A 21,587-nucleotide genomic window follows, 5' to 3' on the forward strand; every position below is an offset into this window, starting at 1 on the left:
ATATTTAATTGGTTTTACTTATCCGACCTTAAGGGTCTCAACTGTTACGAATCAGTCCCTTATCATTCGCGGATTATAATGGACAGGCAAAAGGTATAGCGATTCGGCTCAATTGGTTTTCTAAACCAAATCTACCTGTAGCTGATGGATCAGAGAAAGAGGTTTGAATATATTAATAGCACAAATGTTTAGCAAAACGATTAGAAGATTCAGTTGGGATATCAGCTTGTCCCAATCAATCGCAATTGATTGGCCCTTCATTTACCATGAACCATGACAGAACTGCCATATGGTAACTATTATTAACTTAGGAAAATTATTTTTCAAATAATTTATGCAATCGATTGTATTTTCAGTTATAACTTCGTAAGTTGCTTTAAAAAGATATCTTGTGAGAAGGTCAGGGTATATCCGTAATGATATGCGTGCTTTAGATATCAGTTGTTAATTTACCAATTAGGGCAGCCTTTCAAAACGGGTTCTACATCGTTTACTACGATATTTTAACCGGACGGCTACGAAAACCAATAAGGACATAAAGGTGATGATATCAATAAATTTGAACGGCTATCGGCGGTTATTGCTGATTTGTTTTTTTTCGGCCTGTACATCTTCTTCTGCGCTTGCGCAGTATGATCTCAATTTTACTTCCCTAACCACAAAAAACGGGCTATCTTCCAACACCGTGTACACAATTTTAAAAGACAAGTCCGGCCTGTTATGGTTTGGAACTTCCGACGGACTGGATAAGTTTGACGGAAGCAATGTCACGGTTTATAACCATGACAGCACAAAGCCGGAAAGTATACCAGGAAATGAGATTACTTCTTGCCTTGAAGATAGCAAAGGCCGGATATGGGTGGGAACGAGCGGCGGCGGCATTGCTTATTACAACCGCAAAACAGATAATTTTGTGCGGTTCAATGGAAATGGCCTGTGGCCCTCTGTTAACAATATTTCCATAAGCGCAATTGGCGAAGATCATTTTGGCCATATCTGGATCGGATATTATTGGGGACTCAAAATAATTGATCCCTCCACCGGAAAAATCACTTCCCTGACTATCGATCCTAAAAGCAGTATCAACTCCAGGGCAATACTGAAGATATTTGAAGATCGTCAAAAAAGAATGTGGATCGGTACAAATAACGGCCTTTTTTTATACAATTGGAAACTGCATACCTTCCGCCATTTCCGCCGCGATACAGCGGATTTACATAGTTTGAGCGATAACCAGATACAGAGCATTTTACAGGACAGAGAGGGACAGATTTGGTTTGGCACCGGGAACGGACTGAATCGTTTATTACCTGATAGTCAAAGCTTTGAAGCAATTCTGCATGACTCGTCGCCGGGCTCGATCATCCATAACAAAATTTATGACCTTGCCCTCGATAAGGCCGGACGTTTGTGGGTAGGTACTGAGGGAGGCGTTAGCATTCTGGATATTCACCGGAAGACGGCAATCAATTATGTACCAAACCGCCGCAACAACTTTAGTCTTGTCAACAAATCGGTCCGGAGCGTATATGTCGATGACCAGGGCATTGCGTGGCTGGGCTGCTTCCAGGGCGGTATAAGCAAGTATGATCCCAATCTGGCACTATTTCACTATGTACAAAGTGATCCGTTTGATGCGCAAGGCCTTTCAGCGCCTATTGTAACGTCATTCGCAGAGTTACGGCCGAATCAATACTTCATCGGAACCGACGGTGGGGGACTAAATCTTTTTAACCGTAGAACAGATCTGTTTAAGCATATCAATATCCGCAGCAAAATCAATCCATCCAATCCCAACCTTACGGTTATGTGCCTCGAAATTGATCATTTGGGCAATCTTTGGATGGGCACCTATCAGAATGGTTTTTTTAAAATTAATACAAAAACCTTTACTTATGAACAGTTCCTCAATGGTCCAGGAATCGACAAACCCAATCATAACGAAATTTTCTGCATCAGGGAAGACAGCCGCGGATGGATTTGGATAGGCACGAACGGCGGCGGAGTAAATATTTATGACCCACGAACCGGGCATTTCAAAAGATACATAAAAAATCCGATTGTCGAGAATGACAGAAAGCTAACGGTAAACATGTTCATAAGGGACATTGACGAAGACCGCTATGGGAACATGTGGATCGGTACCAACGGGACTGGACTGGCTTATCTGAACGTTAAAAGCGATTCTATCATCGTATTTAATCGTACAAACAGTAATCTCTCAGATGATAATGTCCATTGCAGCTACATTGATCAAAAGGGAAATATCTGGGTAGGGACTGATGGTGGCGGATTAAATTTACTTTCCCATGGCGCAAATAGGTTCAAACACTACGCGGGGAGCGAAGGACTGGATAATGGTGTAATTTACAAAATATTACCTGATAGTAAAGGCTTACTTTGGCTGAGCACCAACAAAGGTATCAGCAGTTTTGACCCGGTAAAAAAGCTTTTCAAGAATTTTAACCACTACAATGGCGTCCAAGAAAGTCCATTTAAGTATGGTTCCGGAATCCGGGCATCAACCGGTGAACTGTATTTCGGCGGTGAAGATGGATTTAACTACTTCAACCCGCAATCCCTACCAACCAATGATAATCACCCTTCCGTATTGTTATCAGACTTCAAAGTATCGAACATTACGGTTGTACCCGGTGAGGACGCCCCTATTAAGGAAGCGATCGGGGTTGCGAAGGAAATAAAACTGGATTACGGGCAGAATTTTTCAATCAGTTTTGTAGCGCTAAATTATACCTCACCTCAGCAAAATCAATTTTCCTATAAATTGGTCGGGTTTGATAAGGACTGGATGGCCGTATCCCATTCCAAAACAGCTCACTATACCAATATTAGCCCTGGAACCTATACTTTCTATGTTCGAGCTACAAACAATGAGGGGGTTTGGAGCGACAAAGCAACGTGTATCCGAATCATTATTCTTCCCCCATTATGGCGCACGGTTTATGCTTACTGCTTTTATGTTTTAGTTGCATTCTCTATACTCTTATTTGTCAGACACAGAGGCATTAAGAAAATTGAGCGAAGATTTGAATTGGAGCAGGAAAAAGCCAGTTCCAGGCAGGAAGCAGAACGCGAAAAACGAGAGATTGAACGCTTGCATGAACTTGATCTGTTAAAAATTAAATTTCTAACCAATCTCAGCCATGAATTTCGAACACCCATTTCGCTCATTATGGCGCCTGCCGATGAACTTTCGATAGCAGTCAAAGATGTAAAATTGCAGCGTCAAACTGATATCATTAAACGCAATGCCCGTCGGCTGCTGAACCTGGTTAACCAATTGCTGGACTTCCGAAAAATGGAAGAACAAGAACTTCAACTGAACGCGGCACCTGGTGACTTTATCATTTTTATCAAAGAAGCGGCCGGGTCATTCCAGGACCTTTCAGAAAGAAAGCGGATCGATTTTTTTGTTAATACCGAATTGGAACACCTATCTGCCATATTCGATCACGACAAAATCGAACGGATTATTTTTAACCTGCTTTCTAACGCCTTCAAATTCACAAAACAAGACGGGTCTGTAAACTTGTCACTCAATCTGGCTCAAGCGCTAAATGACGGTTGTGACACTCTTATTATTACCATTATTGACACCGGCATAGGTATCCCTCTGGAGGAGCAGAAAAAAATATTTGAAAGCTTCTACCAGCATAACACGGCGGCAAGCATTTTGAATCAAGGCAGCGGTATAGGACTAGCGATCGTCAAAGAATTCGTTGCCCTTCATCGCGGGGAGATAGAGGTTCAAAGCAAACCTCAGGAAGGAACAACATTTATAGTAAAAATACCTGTTGTATATAATGAGACCACTCAACGCGAGAGTATTCAGGAAACCACTGGTCTGAAAAATGAAGGCCAAGCAAATTTGCCCTCAAAGCAAACGACGAACAACCCGTTGCCCAAACCTCTCATTTTGCTTATTGAAGATCACGAAGAACTTCGGGAATACCTCAAAGAAAAATTACTGGAACAATACGCCGTCATTGAAGCCGCTAATGGCAAGGAAGGCTGGCAGCGAGCGCTCGCCGCTCATCCGCACCTGATCATCAGTGACGTCAATATGCCTGAGATGAATGGCATCGAGCTTTGTAAAAAAATCAAAGCAGACAGGCGAACAAGCCATATCGGGGTAATTATGCTGACCGCAATGACAGCAGAGGAAGACCAGCTTCGGGGGCTTCAAATTGGGGCCAACGACTACCTTACCAAACCGTTTAATCTTGACATACTTAACGCCAAGATCCGCAACCTTTTAACCTACAATTTTTCTTTGAAAGACACCTATTCCCGCCAAATACAAGTAGTCGGAAACGAGATAGAAGTTCCATCACAGGATGTCAAGCTGATCAATAATATCGTAAAATATATCGAAGATAAACTGGCGACGCCGGAATTATCCGTCGAAGAACTCAGCCGGCATGTCTGCATGAGCAGGGGTGCTTTATATCACAAAGTACTGGACCTTACCGGCTTAACGCCTGTTGAGTATATTCGTGCCGTTAAGCTGGAGCGTGCGGCATCATTGCTGGCTAAAAGTGATCTGAATATTACTCAAATCGCTTATATGACCGGATTTGGAACACCCAGCTATTTTTCACGGCAGTTTAAACTAGGCTTTAAAATGCTTCCCTCCGACTATGTCGCCTTGCATCGTAAAGACGTTAAAATTAATCCGCCAAATATGGAACTATCCGTCGACCGTAGCTAATGAAGCATTACGCGCCAATTGGCAACATCAATTAACGTTTTGCAAAAACATTTCTGACATAAATATATCTAATATTGACCAAACCCACTGAACAAAAATCATGACATTTATATCATGCAAGCTACTGATCATAAGACTGGCCCGGCTATTAACCGGTTATCCTGCCTCAAAATCGGCTTGTGGTTAGCTATTTAAAATTCAAATTACCGCTATTCCAACTATGAAGTTGATCCAGATGTTAACGTTTATTATGCTTTCCGGTCAATCATTAATGGCCGAAGTGCGCCTTCAATTAATCAACACAACTGATAGTTAAAACATTTTTGCTATTTATATATTCAATCGTCCTGCTGAAATACAGACAAGTTACAGACTTTAGCCTGAAATCTAATGAATGGGCCAAGCACGAAATGCATTGCCATGAAAGGGCATACGCGTCAACTCGTTCCGCCAATTCTTATTTGCAAAAACCAGCAAAAGGATATGACTATACTTTCATTCAACAAACTTTTTTTTAAGGCGATATTACTGGCCGCGACCTGTATCTGCATTTGTTCGCAGGCAAAAGCTGCCTTTCCTGATTCGACGTTTGTCAGCAGGGCATCAAGCCGCAGCGGATTTCCATTGGCCGGAAACAACAGCGTTGCCCCGCTCTTCATCTCCACTGACGATTATCCGGGTGTGTTGAGAGCTGCCGCTGATCTTCAGCGGGACCTTACTTCCGTTACCGGCCTTACACCAACCCTATCCAGCAAAATACCCACTGGGAAACGGATAGTGATCATTGGTACGATTGGTAAATCGCGATTGATCAACGATCTGGTCACCAGCAAAAAGCTGAATGTGGCGGACATCATGGGACGATGGGAGACTTTTGTATTGCAAACCATTAACAAGCCGTTTCCGGGAGTTGACCAGGCGCTGGTCATCGCTGGAAGCGACAAACGGGGAACCATTTATGGAATTTATGAGCTCTCTAGGCAAATCGGTGTATCACCATGGTATTGGTGGGCAGACGTTCCTGTCAGACATTCCAGCACCCTGGTTGTATCTGCCGGCCGGCATTCCTTGGGTGAGCCGGAAGTAAAATACAGAGGCATTTTTATCAATGATGAAGCACCGGCATTTTCCAGTTGGGCCAGAGCCAAATTTGGCGGTGTTAACCATGAGCTATATAAACATGTGTTCGAGTTACTGTTAAGGCTGCGGGCAAACTACCTATGGCCTGCTATGTGGGGCAACGCGTTCAACGATGATGATCCGCTTAACCGAAAAACAGCCGACGAGTATGGGATCGTCATGGGTACCTCCCATCATGAACCCATGGACCGGGCACAACAGGAGTGGAAGCGTTATGGGCGAGGAGAATGGAACTATGTTCAAAACAGGGATACGCTTCGGGCATTTTGGCGAAAAGGAATTGAAAATATGGGAAAGGCTGAAACCGTCGTAACGATCGGCATGCGCGGCGACGGCGACAAAGCGATGGAGGATGGTACTAATATCTCGCTCCTGGAGAAAATTGTAGCTGACCAGCGCCAGATCATTGCCGATGTCACACATCAGCCCGCCGGGCAAACTCCCCAGCTTTGGGCGTTATACAAGGAAGTACAGGATTATTATGATAAGGGCATGCGGGTACCTGATGACGTTACGCTCTTGCTGTGTGATGACAACTGGGGCAATATCCGCAAACTTCCCCCAGCCGGCGAAAAACCCCGAAAAGGCGGATACGGCATTTATTATCATTTTGATTATGTGGGCGGACCCAGGAATTATAAATGGTTAAATACCAACCCAATCACCAAGGTATGGGAACAAATGCATTTGGCTTACGCTCATCATGCCCGGCAGCTTTGGGTTGTAAATGTTGGTGACCTCAAGCCGATGGAATTTCCCATTTCGTTTTTCCTGGACTATGCCTGGCGTCCCTCCGCTATTTCAGCAAGTGATCTGGAAAATTATACCAGACAATGGGCAAGCCAGCAATTCGGAGAAAAATATGCCAGACAGGCTGCTTCGATTATCCAGGTATACAGTAAGTTTAATGGTCGCCGGAAACCAGAACTACTGAATGAAAAGACGTACAGTCTGCTTAATTTCAGGGAGTTTGAAACGATGGTTTCGAATTATCGCGCATTGGAACGACGCGCGGATTCTCTTTACACTATGATGCCGGTTGATACCAAAAACGCTTTCTACGAGTTGGTTTTACATCCTGTTAAGGCCTGTGCTAACCTTAATGATCTTTATTACACTGTAGCGCTGAATCATTTTTATGCGGCACAGGGAAGATTAAGTGCCAATAAAATGGCGGAACGGGCGAAATCTCTTTTTAAAACCGATGCGGCAATAGCCTATTATTACAATAAGGAATTGGCGGGGGGCAAATGGGATCATATGATGGATCAAACCCACATTGGCTACACTTCCTGGCAAGAGCCGAAAGTCAATCTGATGCCTGATTTAAAAGAGGTTACACCTGCAAAGAGCGCTGCACTCGGCATTGCGATGGAGGGAGACAGCCTTGCGTGGCCGGTTAACAAAACGCTCCGGTTAACTGGCCTCAGGGAAACCGGAGATACGCGATTTTTAGAGTTATTCGTCCGTGGAAGTCTGCCGGTTAAGTTCAAAATTGATGCACCACCATTTTTAGAGCTGGACGTCCTTACTGGTACGGTTACCGATCAGCAACGAATTTATGTTATGCTGAACAGGAACAAACTATCCGGGCAGGTACGGGAGGGTATAATTAAAATATCAGCAGATGATGGTACCCATGCAGAAATAACTGTTCCCGTACCCGCTAAGGCGACTTTCGTGGCGAACACTTTTAAGCAAACTTCCAATTTTATATCAATTGAAGCAGCCCACTTCCAGCGGAATGTGGTTAAGGGCGGCGCGAGTTGGACAGTACTACCAGATTATGGAAAAACACTTTCTGCCATTACGCCTATGCCGGTTATAGCCGAAACCCAAAAGCCCGACAATAACAGCGCCCACGTGGAATACCGGATCGATATACAAACTCCCGGAGACTATGATGTCAGGACCTATCTCGCTCCCTCCATTGATTTTACGGCGGATAAATCGCTGAAGTATGCTGTTTCCATAGATGAAGAAAAACCACAGGTGATCAGCGTTAACGCGGAGGCGAATGGTCATTTGTGGAATATGGCGGTAGCCGATAATATCAATATTTACAAGAGCACACACCACATTGATCAGCCCGGAGTTCATACTTTAAAAATCTGGGTGGTTACCCCGGCCATTGTTCTGGAGAAAATCGTGATCAGTTCCGGAGCGTTGCCGTTCAGCTATCTCGGCCCTCCGGAGAGTACTTTCATACCGCCAGCTAAAGTCTTTAAGCAATGATCAAGCGCTCTATTAACGCATAACTAATTCGGACAAACGCCTGCATCAATCATCTTCGGGTTGACAGAACCATATTCTATCCCGGGTCAGTACCTATTATGAACCCATAAGGCGATTTCCCGGAACCGCTTTATGGGTCCTGTTGATTTAATCGGCAAGTAAGTTTCTTCTGATACCAAGTTCCAGGCCTCGTAACTCAGCCAAACCCTTCAGTCGACCAATTAAAGCATAACCCGGATAGGTGTCGTATTGTTCGTCGTCAGCCAGTTTATGTCCATGATCCGGGCGCATAGGAATTGCCAGGTCAATTCGGCCCTCCACAAACCGGCGTATCTGCTCCGCCACAACCGCTTTCATCACATCATACATATCTGTACTTCCCCCGAGATGATCCGCTTCATAGAAGCTGCCATCCGCCTCCCGCTTTACATTTCGTAAATGCAGGAAATGTATATGTTTACCCAATCGTTTAATGATGCCGGGGATATCGTTCTGCGGATCCACGCCGAGCGACCCGGTACAAAGTGTAAAACCATTTGCAGGTGAATGACAAGCATTCACTATTTCGGTCAGATCGGTTTCATTACAAGCGATCCGGGGTAAACCCAAAATAGATATGGGCGGATCGTCCGGGTGAATACACATTTTAATTCCCAAAGCTTCTGCTATTGGAACAACAGCACGGAGAAAATAATAAAGATGCTGCTTCAGTTCGGCACGACCGATACCCTTATAATTATCCAGCTGGCACTTGAATTCAGACAGTGAAAATACCTCATCCGTTCCGGGGAGTCCTGCCAGGATAGTTTTAGCTAGCCGGTTTCTTTCAAAATTGTCTGCATTATCATAATATATTTTAGCCGAATGTAGCTGACTTTCCGTATAACCCAGCTGTGCCTTATCCCGTCTAAGGATAAAAAGATCAAACGCAGCCAGTGCAATCGCATCAAAACGCAGGGCTATTGCACCATTGGGCAACCGGTAATCCAGCGACGTTCTCGTCCAATCTAATACTGGCATAAAATTATAGCAAACGGTTTTTACACCTGCCCGGCTAAGATTAGACAATGTTTTTATATACTTTTCGATGTAGCTATCGCGCTCCGGGCCGGCAGTTTTTATGGATTCATGAACGTTTACACTCTCGGCAACTGACCATATCAAGCCGGCTTCTTCGATCATCCTTTTACGGTACACTATGGCTTGGTCCGACCAAATTTCACCAGCCGGGATATCATGCAAAGCCGTCACTATCCCGGTTGCTCCGGTTTGGACTATCTTTTTTAAAGTTACCGGATCGTTCGGGCCGAACCATCGGAAAGTTTGTTTCAAATCAGGAACACGTGTCATAGTTCTACTATTGATGCAGGGAGGTCTTGTTCAAAGTACGGCAATCAGTTGGAGGTTTACAACGCCGGCAGACGAGTTTGTACATAAGTGGTACAAGTATCAACAAATGGGCAAGAGAATCCCTGTATGTCCCAACCCTCAAGCCGAATCCTTTGGGTTTCAACAGGAATCCACGGACTTATAAAACCCCTCACACTATTCGGCTATGACATTTGTATTAAAAGTATAAAGAAAACGGCGGGGCAACTTCCGGTTCTATTCCCTAGTTTTAGGAGTTAATGAGAATTAAAAATTTCACTACATCATGAATAGGAAATATATTGAAGAGTTTTCGTTGGAAGGCAAGGTTATTGTAGTTACAGGCGGAACAGGGGTGCTTGGTCACGCTTTTATCAAAGGCATTGCCGCCGCAGGCGCCACTGTCGCCGTTCTAGGACGGAACGAACAGGCAGATCGCAGAGCAACGGGTAGCTGAATTAACCGATGCCGGCGGGAGCGCAACAGCATTAATTGCTGATGTCACCGTGGCGGAGGAACTGATTGGAGCGAGACAGCAATTAATGGAAACCTATGGCAGTATAGATGGCCTGGTTAACGGTGCAGGTGGCAATATGCCAACTGCCACTGTCCAACCGGCAGATGACTTGTTCAATCTGGATATGGCAGGTCTGAAACAGGTTATCGATCTCAATCTACATGGCACACTGCTTCCTACACAGGTCTTCGGCCAGGCCATGGTCAGGTCAGGAGGCGGTAGCATTGTAAATATCTCATCCATGGCCTCCCAGCGCGCGATTACCAAAGTCCTGGGGTATAGTTTGGCTTAGGCGGCAATTGATATCTATACGAAGTGGTTTTCGGTTGAAATGGCGAACCGTTATGGTGACAAACTTCGTATGAACGCTATCGCACCCGGTTTTTTCCTCACTGAACAGAACCGGACCCTGCTTACCCGTCCGGACGGCTCTTATACAGAACGAGGTAAGCTGGTGCTGAAACAAACGCCGTATCATCGGTTCGGGGATGCGGACGAGTTATGCGGAGCCTTGATCTGGCTGCTCAGCGACGCCTCTAAATTTGTTACCGGTACCGTTATTAACGTCGATGGTGGTTTCGCCGTGTTCAGTGGCGTATAATTTATTTCCACTAAATACTTCCCGTGCCGTGCCGGTATTCGTAACCGCAATAACAAACAATCTATTCACTTAAAACATATGTACTGAAAACATCATCATTTATAACAGAAAGGAGTCCCGGATCAAGGTATTTTTACCGTTATCACTGGCTCGTGCCTCGCACAGACATGAATTTACCTGGAAATTGCATGCAACCCGTACAAGGCAGGACTACACACCATCTATTATTCCCTACAAGGGCAAGTGGTATATTTTTTACCATGATACAGAGTTATTTGGCAAAACCTATCTACGCAATATCAAAGTGACCAAATTATATCATACTGCTGATGGTAAAATCAAGATGATCTATCCTTGATTCAGGCCATGGTATACTAAGAAGTTACAATTGTAGGGGTTAACCGCGCGTCTTCTATTACTCTACAGCGGATACTTTATCCGCTAATTATTGGCAAACAGGGGCGCCAATCCTTAAATGAAAATCCTAACTAAAACAGGCCGCCGGATATCCGGCGGCCTGTTTTAGTTAATCACGGGTAAATTTAAGATTTAATAACCATTGTTTTGCGGATACTTAGGCCCTGTAAGTACCGCGTCGATCAGACTCTGCGGTATCGGCCTCCGCATGTGATATTCCTGAACGTTCGGTCTGCCGTTCGCATTGTACATTTTTACACGGCGAACCAGCTGCCGGGTCCTCACCAGATCATACCAACGACGCGGATCACCAAACAATTCTCTTGAATACTCATCCAGGATCAGATCCATCCCACAGGGCGGCGAACCCGGCGTTAGGTTGTTGGGAATGGACAATTGCGCCTGTTGTGCCGGTGTCAATGCCATTGCGGCGACATTCGCCGCGTTGGCCGTTCCCTGAGTGGCAGCTGTCACCCTGAATTGTCCCTGGGGAATCGTATTTCCATCAGCAGGAACGCGGTAAGCGGCACGCTGGCGAATGACATTCAATGACACAGCAGCTTTATCAGCATTACCCAGCATATAGTTAGCCTCCGCGTTCATGAGGTACACTTCCGAAAAACGCATTAGAACGATGGGGCGGCTTGAAAAATCATTCATGCCGGTACGCAACGGATCGTCAAATTTCTTGACGGTTGGGAACACGTTATTATTGTATTGTTTCGGGGTGACGATCAAACCTTTAAAAGCATCCCTCCTGGCCATGGTAACCTCTGCTCCTGGCATCAATATAGCGGTGTCGCCATCAATAGGAATATTGTAAGCGGACTGTGAAAAATTTGACGTGGGTGTAAGGGCGCCTTTAGACCCGCCCGTACTGGTTACGCCGGCAGCCACCTTTTGATTACAAATCCAAAAAGTTTGAAAAGTAGCGTCCCAACGGCAATCATGCACCTGATCCAAAAAAACCTGATTAACATATGGTCCATTAGGCGCCACACGCACATAGGGACGGCCATTATAAACATCACGCTGCATTGGCTGTTTGTTGGTATTAATTTTTTGCGGGACAGCATCAATACCGGAGCCATTGTCAACACCGGCTTGCGTGATATAATTCCAGCGCCATACTACGGGTAACTGGTTCAAACCATAACCCCCACTTCCCTGTTGGGTATAACCAGAGTAACTCGGATCAGTCATGCCGTAATCAATAGTGAACATGTTCTCCTTGCCATAGTCATTAGCCGGTTTGTGTTCATCGTTGTAATCCTGAAACAGATCAAGTCCATAAGCAGATTTGTTGGCAATGAGATCACTGGTCAGATCTGCGGCTTTCTGATAATCGCCTGGCTGCGCCACTTCGTTGAGATAGCCCCTGGTCAAATACACCTTAGCCAGGTAAGCTTTTGCCACTGCAGCGGTGGCCGTTTTACCGATACCGCCGGCGGAAAATGGATTTGAAGAAGTGATCGTATTCGGCAATGCTGCTGCTGCATCCGTAAGGTCTTTAATAATCAGATTGTAAATATCTGCCAACGGAGCTGGCGCATCACTTGTATTGGCCGCAGTGATAAATGTGGTATGCAGTGGAATACCACTTTTTTGTGTGGCGGTTGTTCCGCCATAGGCCTGAACCAGGTGAAAATAGATCCACCCGCGTAAAAATTTGGCCTGCGCCACATATTGTACTTTGAGCTCGGGAGCAAGCGTGGTGGTTTCCGAATATTTAAGCACACCGTTTAAGGTATTGATATCTGACCAAAAGTTATTGAAGTAAATCGTATTGGACGAGTTAATGCCGTTATAGGTATCAAACGCAATCCCGCCAGAAGTGGAACTTGAACCGTAAATAGACTCATCTGTACCATTCCACCAGTAAACGCCCTCGCCCGAAAAAACGCCCCTCAGATCATTGTATACTCCTGTTATCCCTGCGGGGATGCCACCAGGTGTACCAAGGTAATCCGGATACAAGGATGCGCGCGGCTTTTCATCCAGTAACTTCTTACAACCTACACCCGAAAAAAACAACACGAAGACAGCTATGACGATACCTGTTTTATTTAAAATTTTCATGACTCCTTTAGTTAAATTAAAATCTTGCATTGATACCAAAAATAAAATCACGTGTCTGTTCTCCTGCGCTGATACCTACGCCACGATAAGAACTGGCATTGTTTCCGTCGAAACCGCCTACGTTACCGCTTGCATTCGCCGGCACAGGCCCGATGCCGCTGATCGACTCTGGATCAGGTACGGAAAAACCATGATTGCGAATAGGCGCGTAAATAATAAACGGATTTGTAACATTCGCATAAACACGTAATGAGGCCACGCCCAGGCGTTTTAGCACACTGGCTGGAATAGTGTAACCCAAGTTGATACTTTTTGCACGGATGAAAGAACCGTCGAAATACTGCAGCGTGGAGTAAAACTGGCTCTGGAACTGGTTGTTGGGCATAGGCCATTCACCATTAGGGTTAGTCGGGGTCCAATAATCAAGTACCGGCTGATTGTGGCGTCCCAGATTCAGAAACTGCCATCCCCACACGTTTGAATTTGACGAAGAAACATAGGGAACCGTTGTCATAAACTTCATGCGGCCTTGAATAACAATACTCAGATCGAAGTTTTTGTAATTAAAACGATTGGTGAACCCAAATGTATATTTCGGCTGCGGAGACCCCAGGATCTGATTGTCCTTGGCATCAATCTTACCATCGCCATTCAGGTCCTGCACCCGGATTTGTCCAGGATATTGCAAGGGGGAAGTTTGTCCATTTACCGGCAGATATACCGTACCACCGTCAGAAGCACTTTTTGCTGTATTAACGCCCTGCGAATCAGCTATCTGCCAGATGCCGATTTTACGAAGATCATAATAAACGGTGAGCGGAGAACCCACAAACTCACCCACGCCTATATTCTGTATACTGCCGTTTGGTAGTTTAACTATTTTTTCACGGCTGAACGCGATGTTGAAATCCGTAGACCAGTTGAACCCTGATGCGTTTCGGATGTTTACACTGCTCAATGATATTTCCAGACCTTTATTCGCGGATTCACCCAGGTTGCTGGTTTGCGACCCGGCTCCGCTCGTTGCGGGCAGAATATTGTTCAGGATGATACCGGTCGTCTTTTGATGGTACACTTCCACCGAACCTGTCAGGCGATTTTTAAAAAAGGCAAAATCCAAAGCCAGGTTCGTTTCAGCAGTACGCTGCCACGTTAAGCTGTTGTTTACTAATGATGTCACCAATACCCCGGAAGCATCGCCCGATGAGGCACCACCATACTGATATTTATTAGAGGTTAACTGGCCCAGGGTGTTATACGAAGAGGCACTGACGGTGTTGGACGTGATGCCATAACCGGCACGCAACTTCAGGTTATCGACAAAGTTATAAGCCTTCATGAACGATTCGTTACTGACTACCCATCCCAATCCAATGGAAGGATAGCTGGTCCATTTGTGACCGTCGGCTAAGGCTGAGGCTCCGTCCGAACGCATCGTCGCCGTCAGGTTATACCGGTTGGCATAGGTATAATTTATCCTCCCAACAAAAGACAGTAAGCCCGTCTCGTTCCAGCTGCCGCCGAAGCTGTTGAAGGTTCCGAGATTCAGGTTGGCGTTTTTTACCGCATCAGACGGAATACCGGTTGCACTCATATTGGAATTTTCGGTATGTGATTTTTCCGATGTAAAGCCGGCTACAAAATTGATGTGGTGATCATTAAAAAAGGTATTGTCATAGGTGAGCAGGTGTTCCTGATACAGGCGGTAAGCATAATTGTTGGTCGTACTCGCGCTGGTCTTGGCGATGGTCAGGATATCCACACCGTTTATACCGTTATAGACCCCCTGCAATGATTGCGAAAAGTTATAATTAGCGCTATAGCGGTAGGTCAGGTGGCTAAGCGGCTTTACCTCCAGATAGACAATATCATTGTTAAGAAAACCTCGCGTATAGTTATAAAACGTGTCGGGATTTTGACCTTTAAGAAGGGGGTTACGGGCAGACGCATCCAGTTGCCCTACCAGGGGGGTAGGATTAATAGAACCATCGGTATTATAAGGAGAGGCAAGCGGGCTAAACCATTGTGCGGTGCCGTATTCGTTTCCCCCCCCACTATTGATCAGCCTGATACTACCTAAAATACTTACACCAAATTTAATATAGTTGTTGATCTTGTGATCAATGTTCGCATTCAGCGTAATTCGCTTAACGGAATTATTCGGCTCCAGACCGGTGCTGTTCCGGTAAGCCAGACCAACGTTAAATTGTGTCTTTTCGGTGCCACCGGACACGCGCAGGCTCTGATCCCATACCTGCGCGGGTTTGGTCAATAAATCAACCCAGTTGGTATTAGTCCCATCCTTAAGCGCCTGTTGTTCGGTGGCCGTTAACGGGTAGGCTTGTGAAGGGCCATTACTTTGCATGATTGATCCCTGAAGTGCATCGGTTTTGAGTTGTGCATATTGTTGACCATTCAGCGTTTTAAGCTGGCCTTCCAGCGTGGTAATACCGTAATAGGTGTCATATGCTGTTTGTGTTTGACCAACTCTTCCACGATTGCTCGTGATCAGGATCACCCCCCCGGAGCCCCGCGACCCATAGATAGCTGTAGCGGACGCACCTTTCAGCACCTCCACGCTTTTAATATCATTCGGGTTGATATTTTCAATAAAATTATAATAAGGCACGCCATCTAAAATAATCAACGGGCCATCCGCACCCGGATTACCGATCGTGCGGTTACCCCTGATCGTTATCGCGGGGCCATTATTCACATTATTAACTACATCAAGACCAGCCACTCTACCTTTTAGCTGTTCGAAAACGTTGGCAGAAGGTACTTCCTGAAGTGTCTTGGCGCTTACAGACACAACGGTACCGGTTACATCCTGCCTTCGCAGCGCGCCATAACCCACGACAACCACCTCATTCAGGTCTTTATTATTTTTGGTTAGGGTCACTGTTGCCAAATTGGGTTTATCGGGATTGATGATTTTTACCGCATCCACATAACCAACAAAGGAAATAGTGACGCTGTTGGTACGGGCCGGAACATTCAATGTAAAATTACCGTTGAGGTCAGCTGTTGTTGCTGTGGTAGTTCCGGTGATCCGGATGGTAGCGCCCGTAAGCGGCTCCCCTTTCTCATCCACCACTTTTCCTTTAAGCCCGATTGTCTGCGCATGAGCAACAGTGGATATTCCATTTAACAATATAAAGGTAAGCAACAGTGTGGGGCATTTTAATTTAAAAAGTTGAAGTATTCTCATATAATTGGATTTATAATTAAAGTTCAGATTGTTTTCATCTGCTCGTCCTGGACGAGCAGGTTTACGGTATTATCTATGTCTCCATGGTCTTCTATTAAAATAAAGTAGTTAATTAATCCGCTTCCGCGGCTACGCAAAGGATGTCAATTACACTATGCAATCGATATCACAACATGGCTCAATAATTCCCCGTTTACAGAGGTTAAAAAAATGATTTACGGCTTATAATTATAAATTTTAGTGCAACGCACACGGTTGCGGCTGAATTGCTAAGTTCAGTGGTTTCGGCTTTCTCCTGTAGAACTTTTCGGCAAAATATTATGACAAATGTTCATTTCAAGCGCTTTAGACCGCTGTTATGACGAAAATGGCAGCCGTTCCCGCTATTCCGGAAAAATAACCTCCTCCTGCTACTTGCGGCCTTCTTTTCTTTAAGGAAATACGATTTAATCATTTGTTGCATATTTCAATTCAATCGTGACATTTCGTCACGGCGAATAAAAATATTTTTGTTCTATCAGTAGTCACTGACATTTACCAATTATTAACCAAAATCTAATCATCATGAGAAAAAACTTATGGCAACTGGCTTGCCTGGTCCTGCTGTTTGCTGGTTGTTCAAAAAACGAAAACACCAAACCGCGCACAACTGAACCTACGCCCGACCAAACACGGAAAGCACAAACCACGGCCACTACCGGCACAGCCGCGATAGATGCAGCAACGGAACAACAAACCATTCAGGGGTTTGGCGGTGCAAGCATCCTGACCTGGATAGCCGACCTTACTCCCACTCAGCGTACCGAAGCTTTTTCGCCAACCAGCGGCATTGGTATGAGTATACTTCGTGTAATGGTTCCTACAAGCAGCAGCAACTTTGCGGCTGAAAAACCGACCATTGATGTAGCCAAAAGTTATGGCGCCAAAGTAATCGCCACGGCTTGGAACGCTCCCTCAAGTATGATGACAGGTGTCAATCTGAATACCGCATCATACGCTGCTTACGCGGCTCACTTAAATTCGTACAACACCGCGGTGGGCGGCGTTTATGCGATTAGCCCGTTCAACGAACCCAATTTGTCGGGTACCGGCTGGATGGAGGCAACCGCCACGGAAGTAGCTAACTTTGTAGCAGCACAGGGAAGCAACTGCGGTGCACCAATTATGGCTCCGGAGCCCTTTAATATGGATCAGACATTTATTAACGCCTATTTAAGTAACGCAACTGCCAAATCAAAGACAAGCTTTGTTTGCGGACATATTTATGGCAAGACGCCTTACAGCTTAGGCAGCATTGGTAAATCAGTTTGGATGACGGAACACTTTACCAACTCCAGTGTGAGCGGTAATGACTGGTCCAATGCTATGAACGCTGCTAAAGAAATTCACGACTGTATGGCTGCCGGATATGCTGCCTATACCTGGTGGTATATTCGCCGAAGCTACGGCCCTATCGACGAAAGCAGCAATATTACCAAGCTTGGGTATGTCATGGCGCAGTATGCGCGCTATGTAAGGCCTAACTATATGAAGGTATCCTGTACAGCTAACCCATCCACCGGGGTTTACGTTACCGCGTACAAAAGCGGCAGCACGCTGGTACTTGTTATTGTCAATCAGAATACGGCAACAACAAACCAGGTATTTAGTTTGAGCGGCATTACGGTAAGCGGATTCAATCGTTATTACACCAACAGTTCCTCAAATCTGGCATCCAACAGTTTTAGCGTATCGGGCAGCAGTTTTAACATTAACCTCACTCCCTCAAGTATAACGACATTGGTCTCTAATTAATGACCGAACATTGAACGGCCTGAAAAATTTTCAGGCCGTTCAATGTTCCAGGATGCTTGCCCGCTGATGGTCTCCTTTTGCGGACATTTCATGACCAACAAGTATGCGAGCAAAACCTTAGCCGCCTGTTTTATCCGTTTCGATTGAAAAACAGTAGGCTGGTACCGTTTTGCTATCGGAACATCCATAATTTTATATTTTAGTTTTCGGTCGGTTAATTAGGATCGCAACAAATCATCTGCAGTGAATTGATCTTTTTGTCGAAGGACTATTTTCCATACTCAGGGTGATGCCGGTTTGTAACTCGTAATAACTTATGTACTTAAAGAAGATTGGTATACCCAGACATTATCGGGGAAGTGGCCCTAAAGTTGCTTTAGAAATTTAACGGGTGCCAGATCCTATCATCAATGAGTATTTGCATTTATCTACATTGCCATCATGAATTACCATTTTGCGCCGCATCTGCTTTTGCGAATGCCTGTTAAAACCCCAGTTGACTATATCGGGGAACAACAAAGCTTTCTGGATGATGAATTTTTTCGCACAGCGATAAAAGTCGCCACACCCGCCTTTTACGCTGTCCTCGATCACCATCAGTTTCAGGGTATAAGGCTATCGGAAAAAGAAACGATTACGGTACAAAAATACATCAACCGTTATTGTTTTCGTCCAACGCCATTCGGCCTTTTCTCTTCTGTATCATTGGTGAACTGGGTAGACAAGGCCGACAGCGATCATTCCCCGGCAAATTTCAGCGCTGACATCCGGACCGCCATGCCGTTGCAAAATATGCTGGGCAACTACCTGCTGGAATACGAATTGAAAGATCAGGCAAGGTTTGAAAGCAATCCGTCCATTTACCGGGTATTAAATGAATACCGTTTTCTTAGAGTGGGATTGGAAGAAGGAGGTAAACGGCGCGAATACCAGCTACAGTCCATTGCTTTCTCTAAGTTACTCAAGGACCTGCTCAACCAATGCGCCAGAGGATGTTCCCGGCAGGAAATCGTCAGCCGAATTGCAAGGTCCGCTGACTGCCTTCTTCATGATGCTGAAGATTATGCCGATTTTCTGATCGAAGCGCAATTACTTATCAACCAGGATCGCATGTCAATTAACGGTGCGGATTACCTAACGCGACTGGCCGGCAAGCTTAATGAAAGCCCGGTAAAACATGATCTTCTAAGTATCCTGGACCGGCAAAGCAACGAAAAAAACATTCTTAATCCTTCGTTAATCGAGCAATTGGAGCATGATCTTAACGCTCTACTCCCAGAAAAAGAAATGCCACAGGATAAACTAAGTGTTATTTTAAAACGCGAAGGTGCGACTGAACAAGTGGAAATGAGTTGCCGGAGCCAGCTTCAGAATGGCTTTAGTGCGCTGGAATTGCTTTCTCCAACCAGGCAGTCAACCAGGATGTCGCAGTTTATTACTTCTTTTCAACAGCATTTTGAAGGTCAGACATTACCCCTGTTGCAGGCGCTTGACCCTGAAGCCGGGGTTGGCTATCAGTACCCTGAAACCGAGAAAAACAACCCGCTCCTCGAAACGTTGCATATCTCTTACGGTAACCAGCCAAAACCGCACGGAACCTGGTCCCCAGTTCATAGTATGCTGATGGAATCCTGGCTTCGGGATAAATCAGCCGATCCGGTAATAAGGTTGCAGGATACCGACCTGGAACGCTTGACCGTCACCGATAAACCCGAGCCCATATTGGGCATGTCGGTTCTCTTTCGCATTGCGGAAAATAAGGTGTTCATCGAGAATGCGGGCGGCATTAATGCACCTGCTTTAATGGGCCGGTTCACGGTAGTCAATGAAAGAACCGCCTCGGCCGCGAAGCTGATGGCTCGTCAGCTGGAGGCACAAAATCCCGATCTTATTTTTGCCGAATTGTTGCACCTGGCCGATCCGCACATTGATAACGTGAATCGCAGAGCTCATATCTATCATTACGAAATACCAATCACAGCCGCATCTACCTTACCGGCAGAACAGCAACTTCAGCTTTCCGACCTGTATGTGCGGATTATTAATAACAAGGTGATGCTTTTTTCCGAGCAGCATCAAAAGCTCGTGATCCCCCGCCTGACCTCGGCCTACAATCACAGCCTGAATCAACTGCCCTTATTTCGTTTTCTAGCGGACCTGCCTTATCAATACGGGCGGTCAAACCTGGGACTGGACATGCGGCAGTTTTTTCCTGGCCTGAGCTTCTACCCGCGGGTTGAGTATAAGGATACCATCTTAAGCCTGGCAACGTGGATCATCAAAGTGCAGCACATAGCAGAGTTACAGGGTGACCTTAAGGACATCCGCAAAGCGTTTACCGCACTAAGTACACCTATCCGGCTACCACGTTATTTTTCGCTTGCGGAAGGCGACCAGGAATTGGTCTTTGACGGGCAAAGTGAGCGTGATATCGTTTTTTTCTGTAACTGCATCCGGCAAAAGAAAGAAGTGGTGTTAAAGGAGTTCTTGAAACAACCGGAAGTAAAGCAATATAACGCTTACCTGTTGCCGGCCGAACCGATTGTCCTGCCAAAACCAATTAATCTGCGCACATTTAAACCCAAGCAGCAGCGCAAATATATTCCGGGTTCCTCCTGGCTTTACCTGAAAGTATATGCACCAAAGATCGGTGCCAACCGACTGCTCCTGCGGCTGGCCCCTTTGCTCAATAGGCGCTATGGTGGGCACAAGATCGGTCAATGGTTCTTTATCCGTTACGAAGACCAGGCGCCACACATTCGCCTGCGGCTCAAAGTAAATCCTGATTCGATCAGCGAAATACTTCAGGCCTTTAAAACGAAACTGGAAGGCCCCATCCAGCAGCATGTAATCCGGGAATTCCAGATCGATGTCTACAACCGTGAACTGGAACGTTATGCTGCAGGCGGCATTGAAAATACCGAGCACTTTTTTTGGGCCAGCAGTGAGCTGGTGTTGCATTTCTTAAAACAGGCGAGGACAAAAACGGTTACCGGCACCCATATATTTGCGCTTTATTCAGTTGTCGTCATGATCAGGGCATTCATCGCCGATCCGGAGGAGCAGCTTGACTTCACGCTTATCAGCTTTCAACAATTCCTGACGGAGTTTACCGATAAACCCATTAAGGTTGATCTGGATAAAAAGTACCGTGAGCTTACACCCGGAATCATATCGGCATTCCAGGCTGCCGACCCGGGCATTCTCAGCGGTTCCCTGAAAGCAGGTATCAGTTTCAGTCAAAGCTTGCAGGTCATATCAAAATATTCGGGAAAAATACCGGATTTAGATTACCTGCGCAGCATTATTCACATGCATCTGAACCGGATTTTCACAGATGAATCCCGCAAACAGGAAATGATCTGCTACTACCTGCTGCATAAATACCTGCGTTCTGTAAAAGGCAGGCATAAACGATCCGTAATGGACCGGTTAACAGTTTGTTTTGACCAAGCGCTCATGTGGGCGAAACGCAAAAATAAAATCAAATAAC

General features: G+C 45.6%; 9 protein-coding genes and 1 pseudogene. 6 read left to right on the top strand and 4 right to left on the bottom strand.

Translation table 11 applies throughout. From position 1 onward, the window contains the following. Positions 1–544: 544 nt before the first annotated feature. Together AB6735_RS12310 and AB6735_RS12315 are read left to right on the top strand one after the other, a co-directional pair. On the top strand, positions 545–4,732 hold the full coding sequence (locus AB6735_RS12310; RefSeq protein ID WP_143013806.1) for a two-component regulator propeller domain-containing protein: 4,188 nt from the start codon (positions 545–547) through the stop codon (positions 4,730–4,732). 483 nt (positions 4,733–5,215) lie between these two features. Further along, the gene (locus tag AB6735_RS12315) at positions 5,216–8,107 is read left to right on the top strand and encodes a glycosyl hydrolase 115 family protein (RefSeq protein WP_176851918.1); all 2,892 of its coding nucleotides are present in this window, start codon (positions 5,216–5,218) and stop codon (positions 8,105–8,107) included. Between the two features lie 147 nt (positions 8,108–8,254). Here the strand turns inward: AB6735_RS12315 and uxuA are convergent, their stop codons facing one another. Then, the gene (uxuA, locus tag AB6735_RS12320; RefSeq protein WP_090463713.1) at positions 8,255–9,457 is read right to left on the bottom strand and encodes a mannonate dehydratase; all 1,203 of its coding nucleotides are present in this window, start codon (positions 9,455–9,457) and stop codon (positions 8,255–8,257) included. A 304-nt stretch (positions 9,458–9,761) separates the two neighbouring features. On the opposite strand from uxuA, the gene AB6735_RS12325 reads away from it, so the two are divergent. Then, the gene (locus AB6735_RS12325) at positions 9,762–9,932 is read left to right on the top strand and encodes a hypothetical protein (protein ID WP_255366842.1); all 171 of its coding nucleotides are present in this window, start codon (positions 9,762–9,764) and stop codon (positions 9,930–9,932) included. 34 nt (positions 9,933–9,966) lie between these two features. Beyond that, positions 9,967–10,593: pseudogene (locus AB6735_RS12330) on the top strand (SDR family oxidoreductase). Between the two features lie 549 nt (positions 10,594–11,142). Here the strand turns inward: AB6735_RS12330 and AB6735_RS12335 are convergent. Together AB6735_RS12335 and AB6735_RS12340 are read right to left on the bottom strand one after the other, a co-directional pair. Continuing rightward, a complete protein-coding gene (locus AB6735_RS12335) occupies positions 11,143–13,089 on the bottom strand; it encodes a RagB/SusD family nutrient uptake outer membrane protein (RefSeq protein WP_090465734.1) in 1,947 nt (648 codons plus the stop codon). Between the two features lie 16 nt (positions 13,090–13,105). Further along, on the bottom strand, positions 13,106–16,300 hold the full coding sequence (locus AB6735_RS12340) for a SusC/RagA family TonB-linked outer membrane protein (protein ID WP_090463711.1): 3,195 nt from the start codon (positions 16,298–16,300) through the stop codon (positions 13,106–13,108). A 564-nt stretch (positions 16,301–16,864) separates the two neighbouring features. Here AB6735_RS12340 and AB6735_RS12345 point away from each other — a divergent pair. Beyond that, positions 16,865–18,094, top strand: coding sequence for a hypothetical protein (locus AB6735_RS12345; protein WP_090463708.1), 1,230 nt, complete (start codon positions 16,865–16,867; stop codon positions 18,092–18,094). Here AB6735_RS12345 and AB6735_RS12350 read toward each other — a convergent pair. Further along, a complete protein-coding gene (locus AB6735_RS12350; RefSeq protein ID WP_090463705.1) occupies positions 18,091–18,282 on the bottom strand; it encodes a hypothetical protein in 192 nt (63 codons plus the stop codon). The genes AB6735_RS12345 and AB6735_RS12350 overlap by 4 nt on opposite strands. A 253-nt stretch (positions 18,283–18,535) precedes the next feature. Between AB6735_RS12350 and AB6735_RS12355 the strand changes: the two genes are divergently transcribed. Then, complete coding sequence (locus tag AB6735_RS12355) at positions 18,536–21,586, top strand: lantibiotic dehydratase (protein ID WP_090463702.1); 3,051 nt, start codon at positions 18,536–18,538, stop codon at positions 21,584–21,586. Position 21,587: the final 1 nt, after the last annotated feature.

Origin of the sequence: Mucilaginibacter sp. RCC_168, from assembly GCF_041355315.1 — a bacterium.
Classification (GTDB): domain Bacteria; phylum Bacteroidota; class Bacteroidia; order Sphingobacteriales; family Sphingobacteriaceae; genus Mucilaginibacter.

Excerpts from the sequence above, each read along its gene's own strand:
- AB6735_RS12310 (WP_143013806.1), top strand. The coding sequence starts at position 545 with ATGATATCAATAAATTTGAACGGCTATCGGCGGTTATTGCTGATTTGT.
- AB6735_RS12315 (WP_176851918.1), top strand. The coding sequence starts at position 5,216 with ATGACTATACTTTCATTCAACAAACTTTTTTTTAAGGCGATATTACTG.
- uxuA (WP_090463713.1), bottom strand. The coding sequence starts at position 9,457 with ATGACACGTGTTCCTGATTTGAAACAAACTTTCCGATGGTTCGGCCCG.
- AB6735_RS12325 (WP_255366842.1), top strand. The coding sequence starts at position 9,762 with ATGAATAGGAAATATATTGAAGAGTTTTCGTTGGAAGGCAAGGTTATT.
- AB6735_RS12335 (WP_090465734.1), bottom strand. The coding sequence starts at position 13,089 with ATGAAAATTTTAAATAAAACAGGTATCGTCATAGCTGTCTTCGTGTTG.
- AB6735_RS12340 (WP_090463711.1), bottom strand. The coding sequence starts at position 16,300 with ATGAGAATACTTCAACTTTTTAAATTAAAATGCCCCACACTGTTGCTT.
- AB6735_RS12345 (WP_090463708.1), top strand. The coding sequence starts at position 16,865 with ATGAGAAAAAACTTATGGCAACTGGCTTGCCTGGTCCTGCTGTTTGCT.
- AB6735_RS12350 (WP_090463705.1), bottom strand. The coding sequence starts at position 18,282 with ATGGATGTTCCGATAGCAAAACGGTACCAGCCTACTGTTTTTCAATCG.
- AB6735_RS12355 (WP_090463702.1), top strand. The coding sequence starts at position 18,536 with ATGAATTACCATTTTGCGCCGCATCTGCTTTTGCGAATGCCTGTTAAA.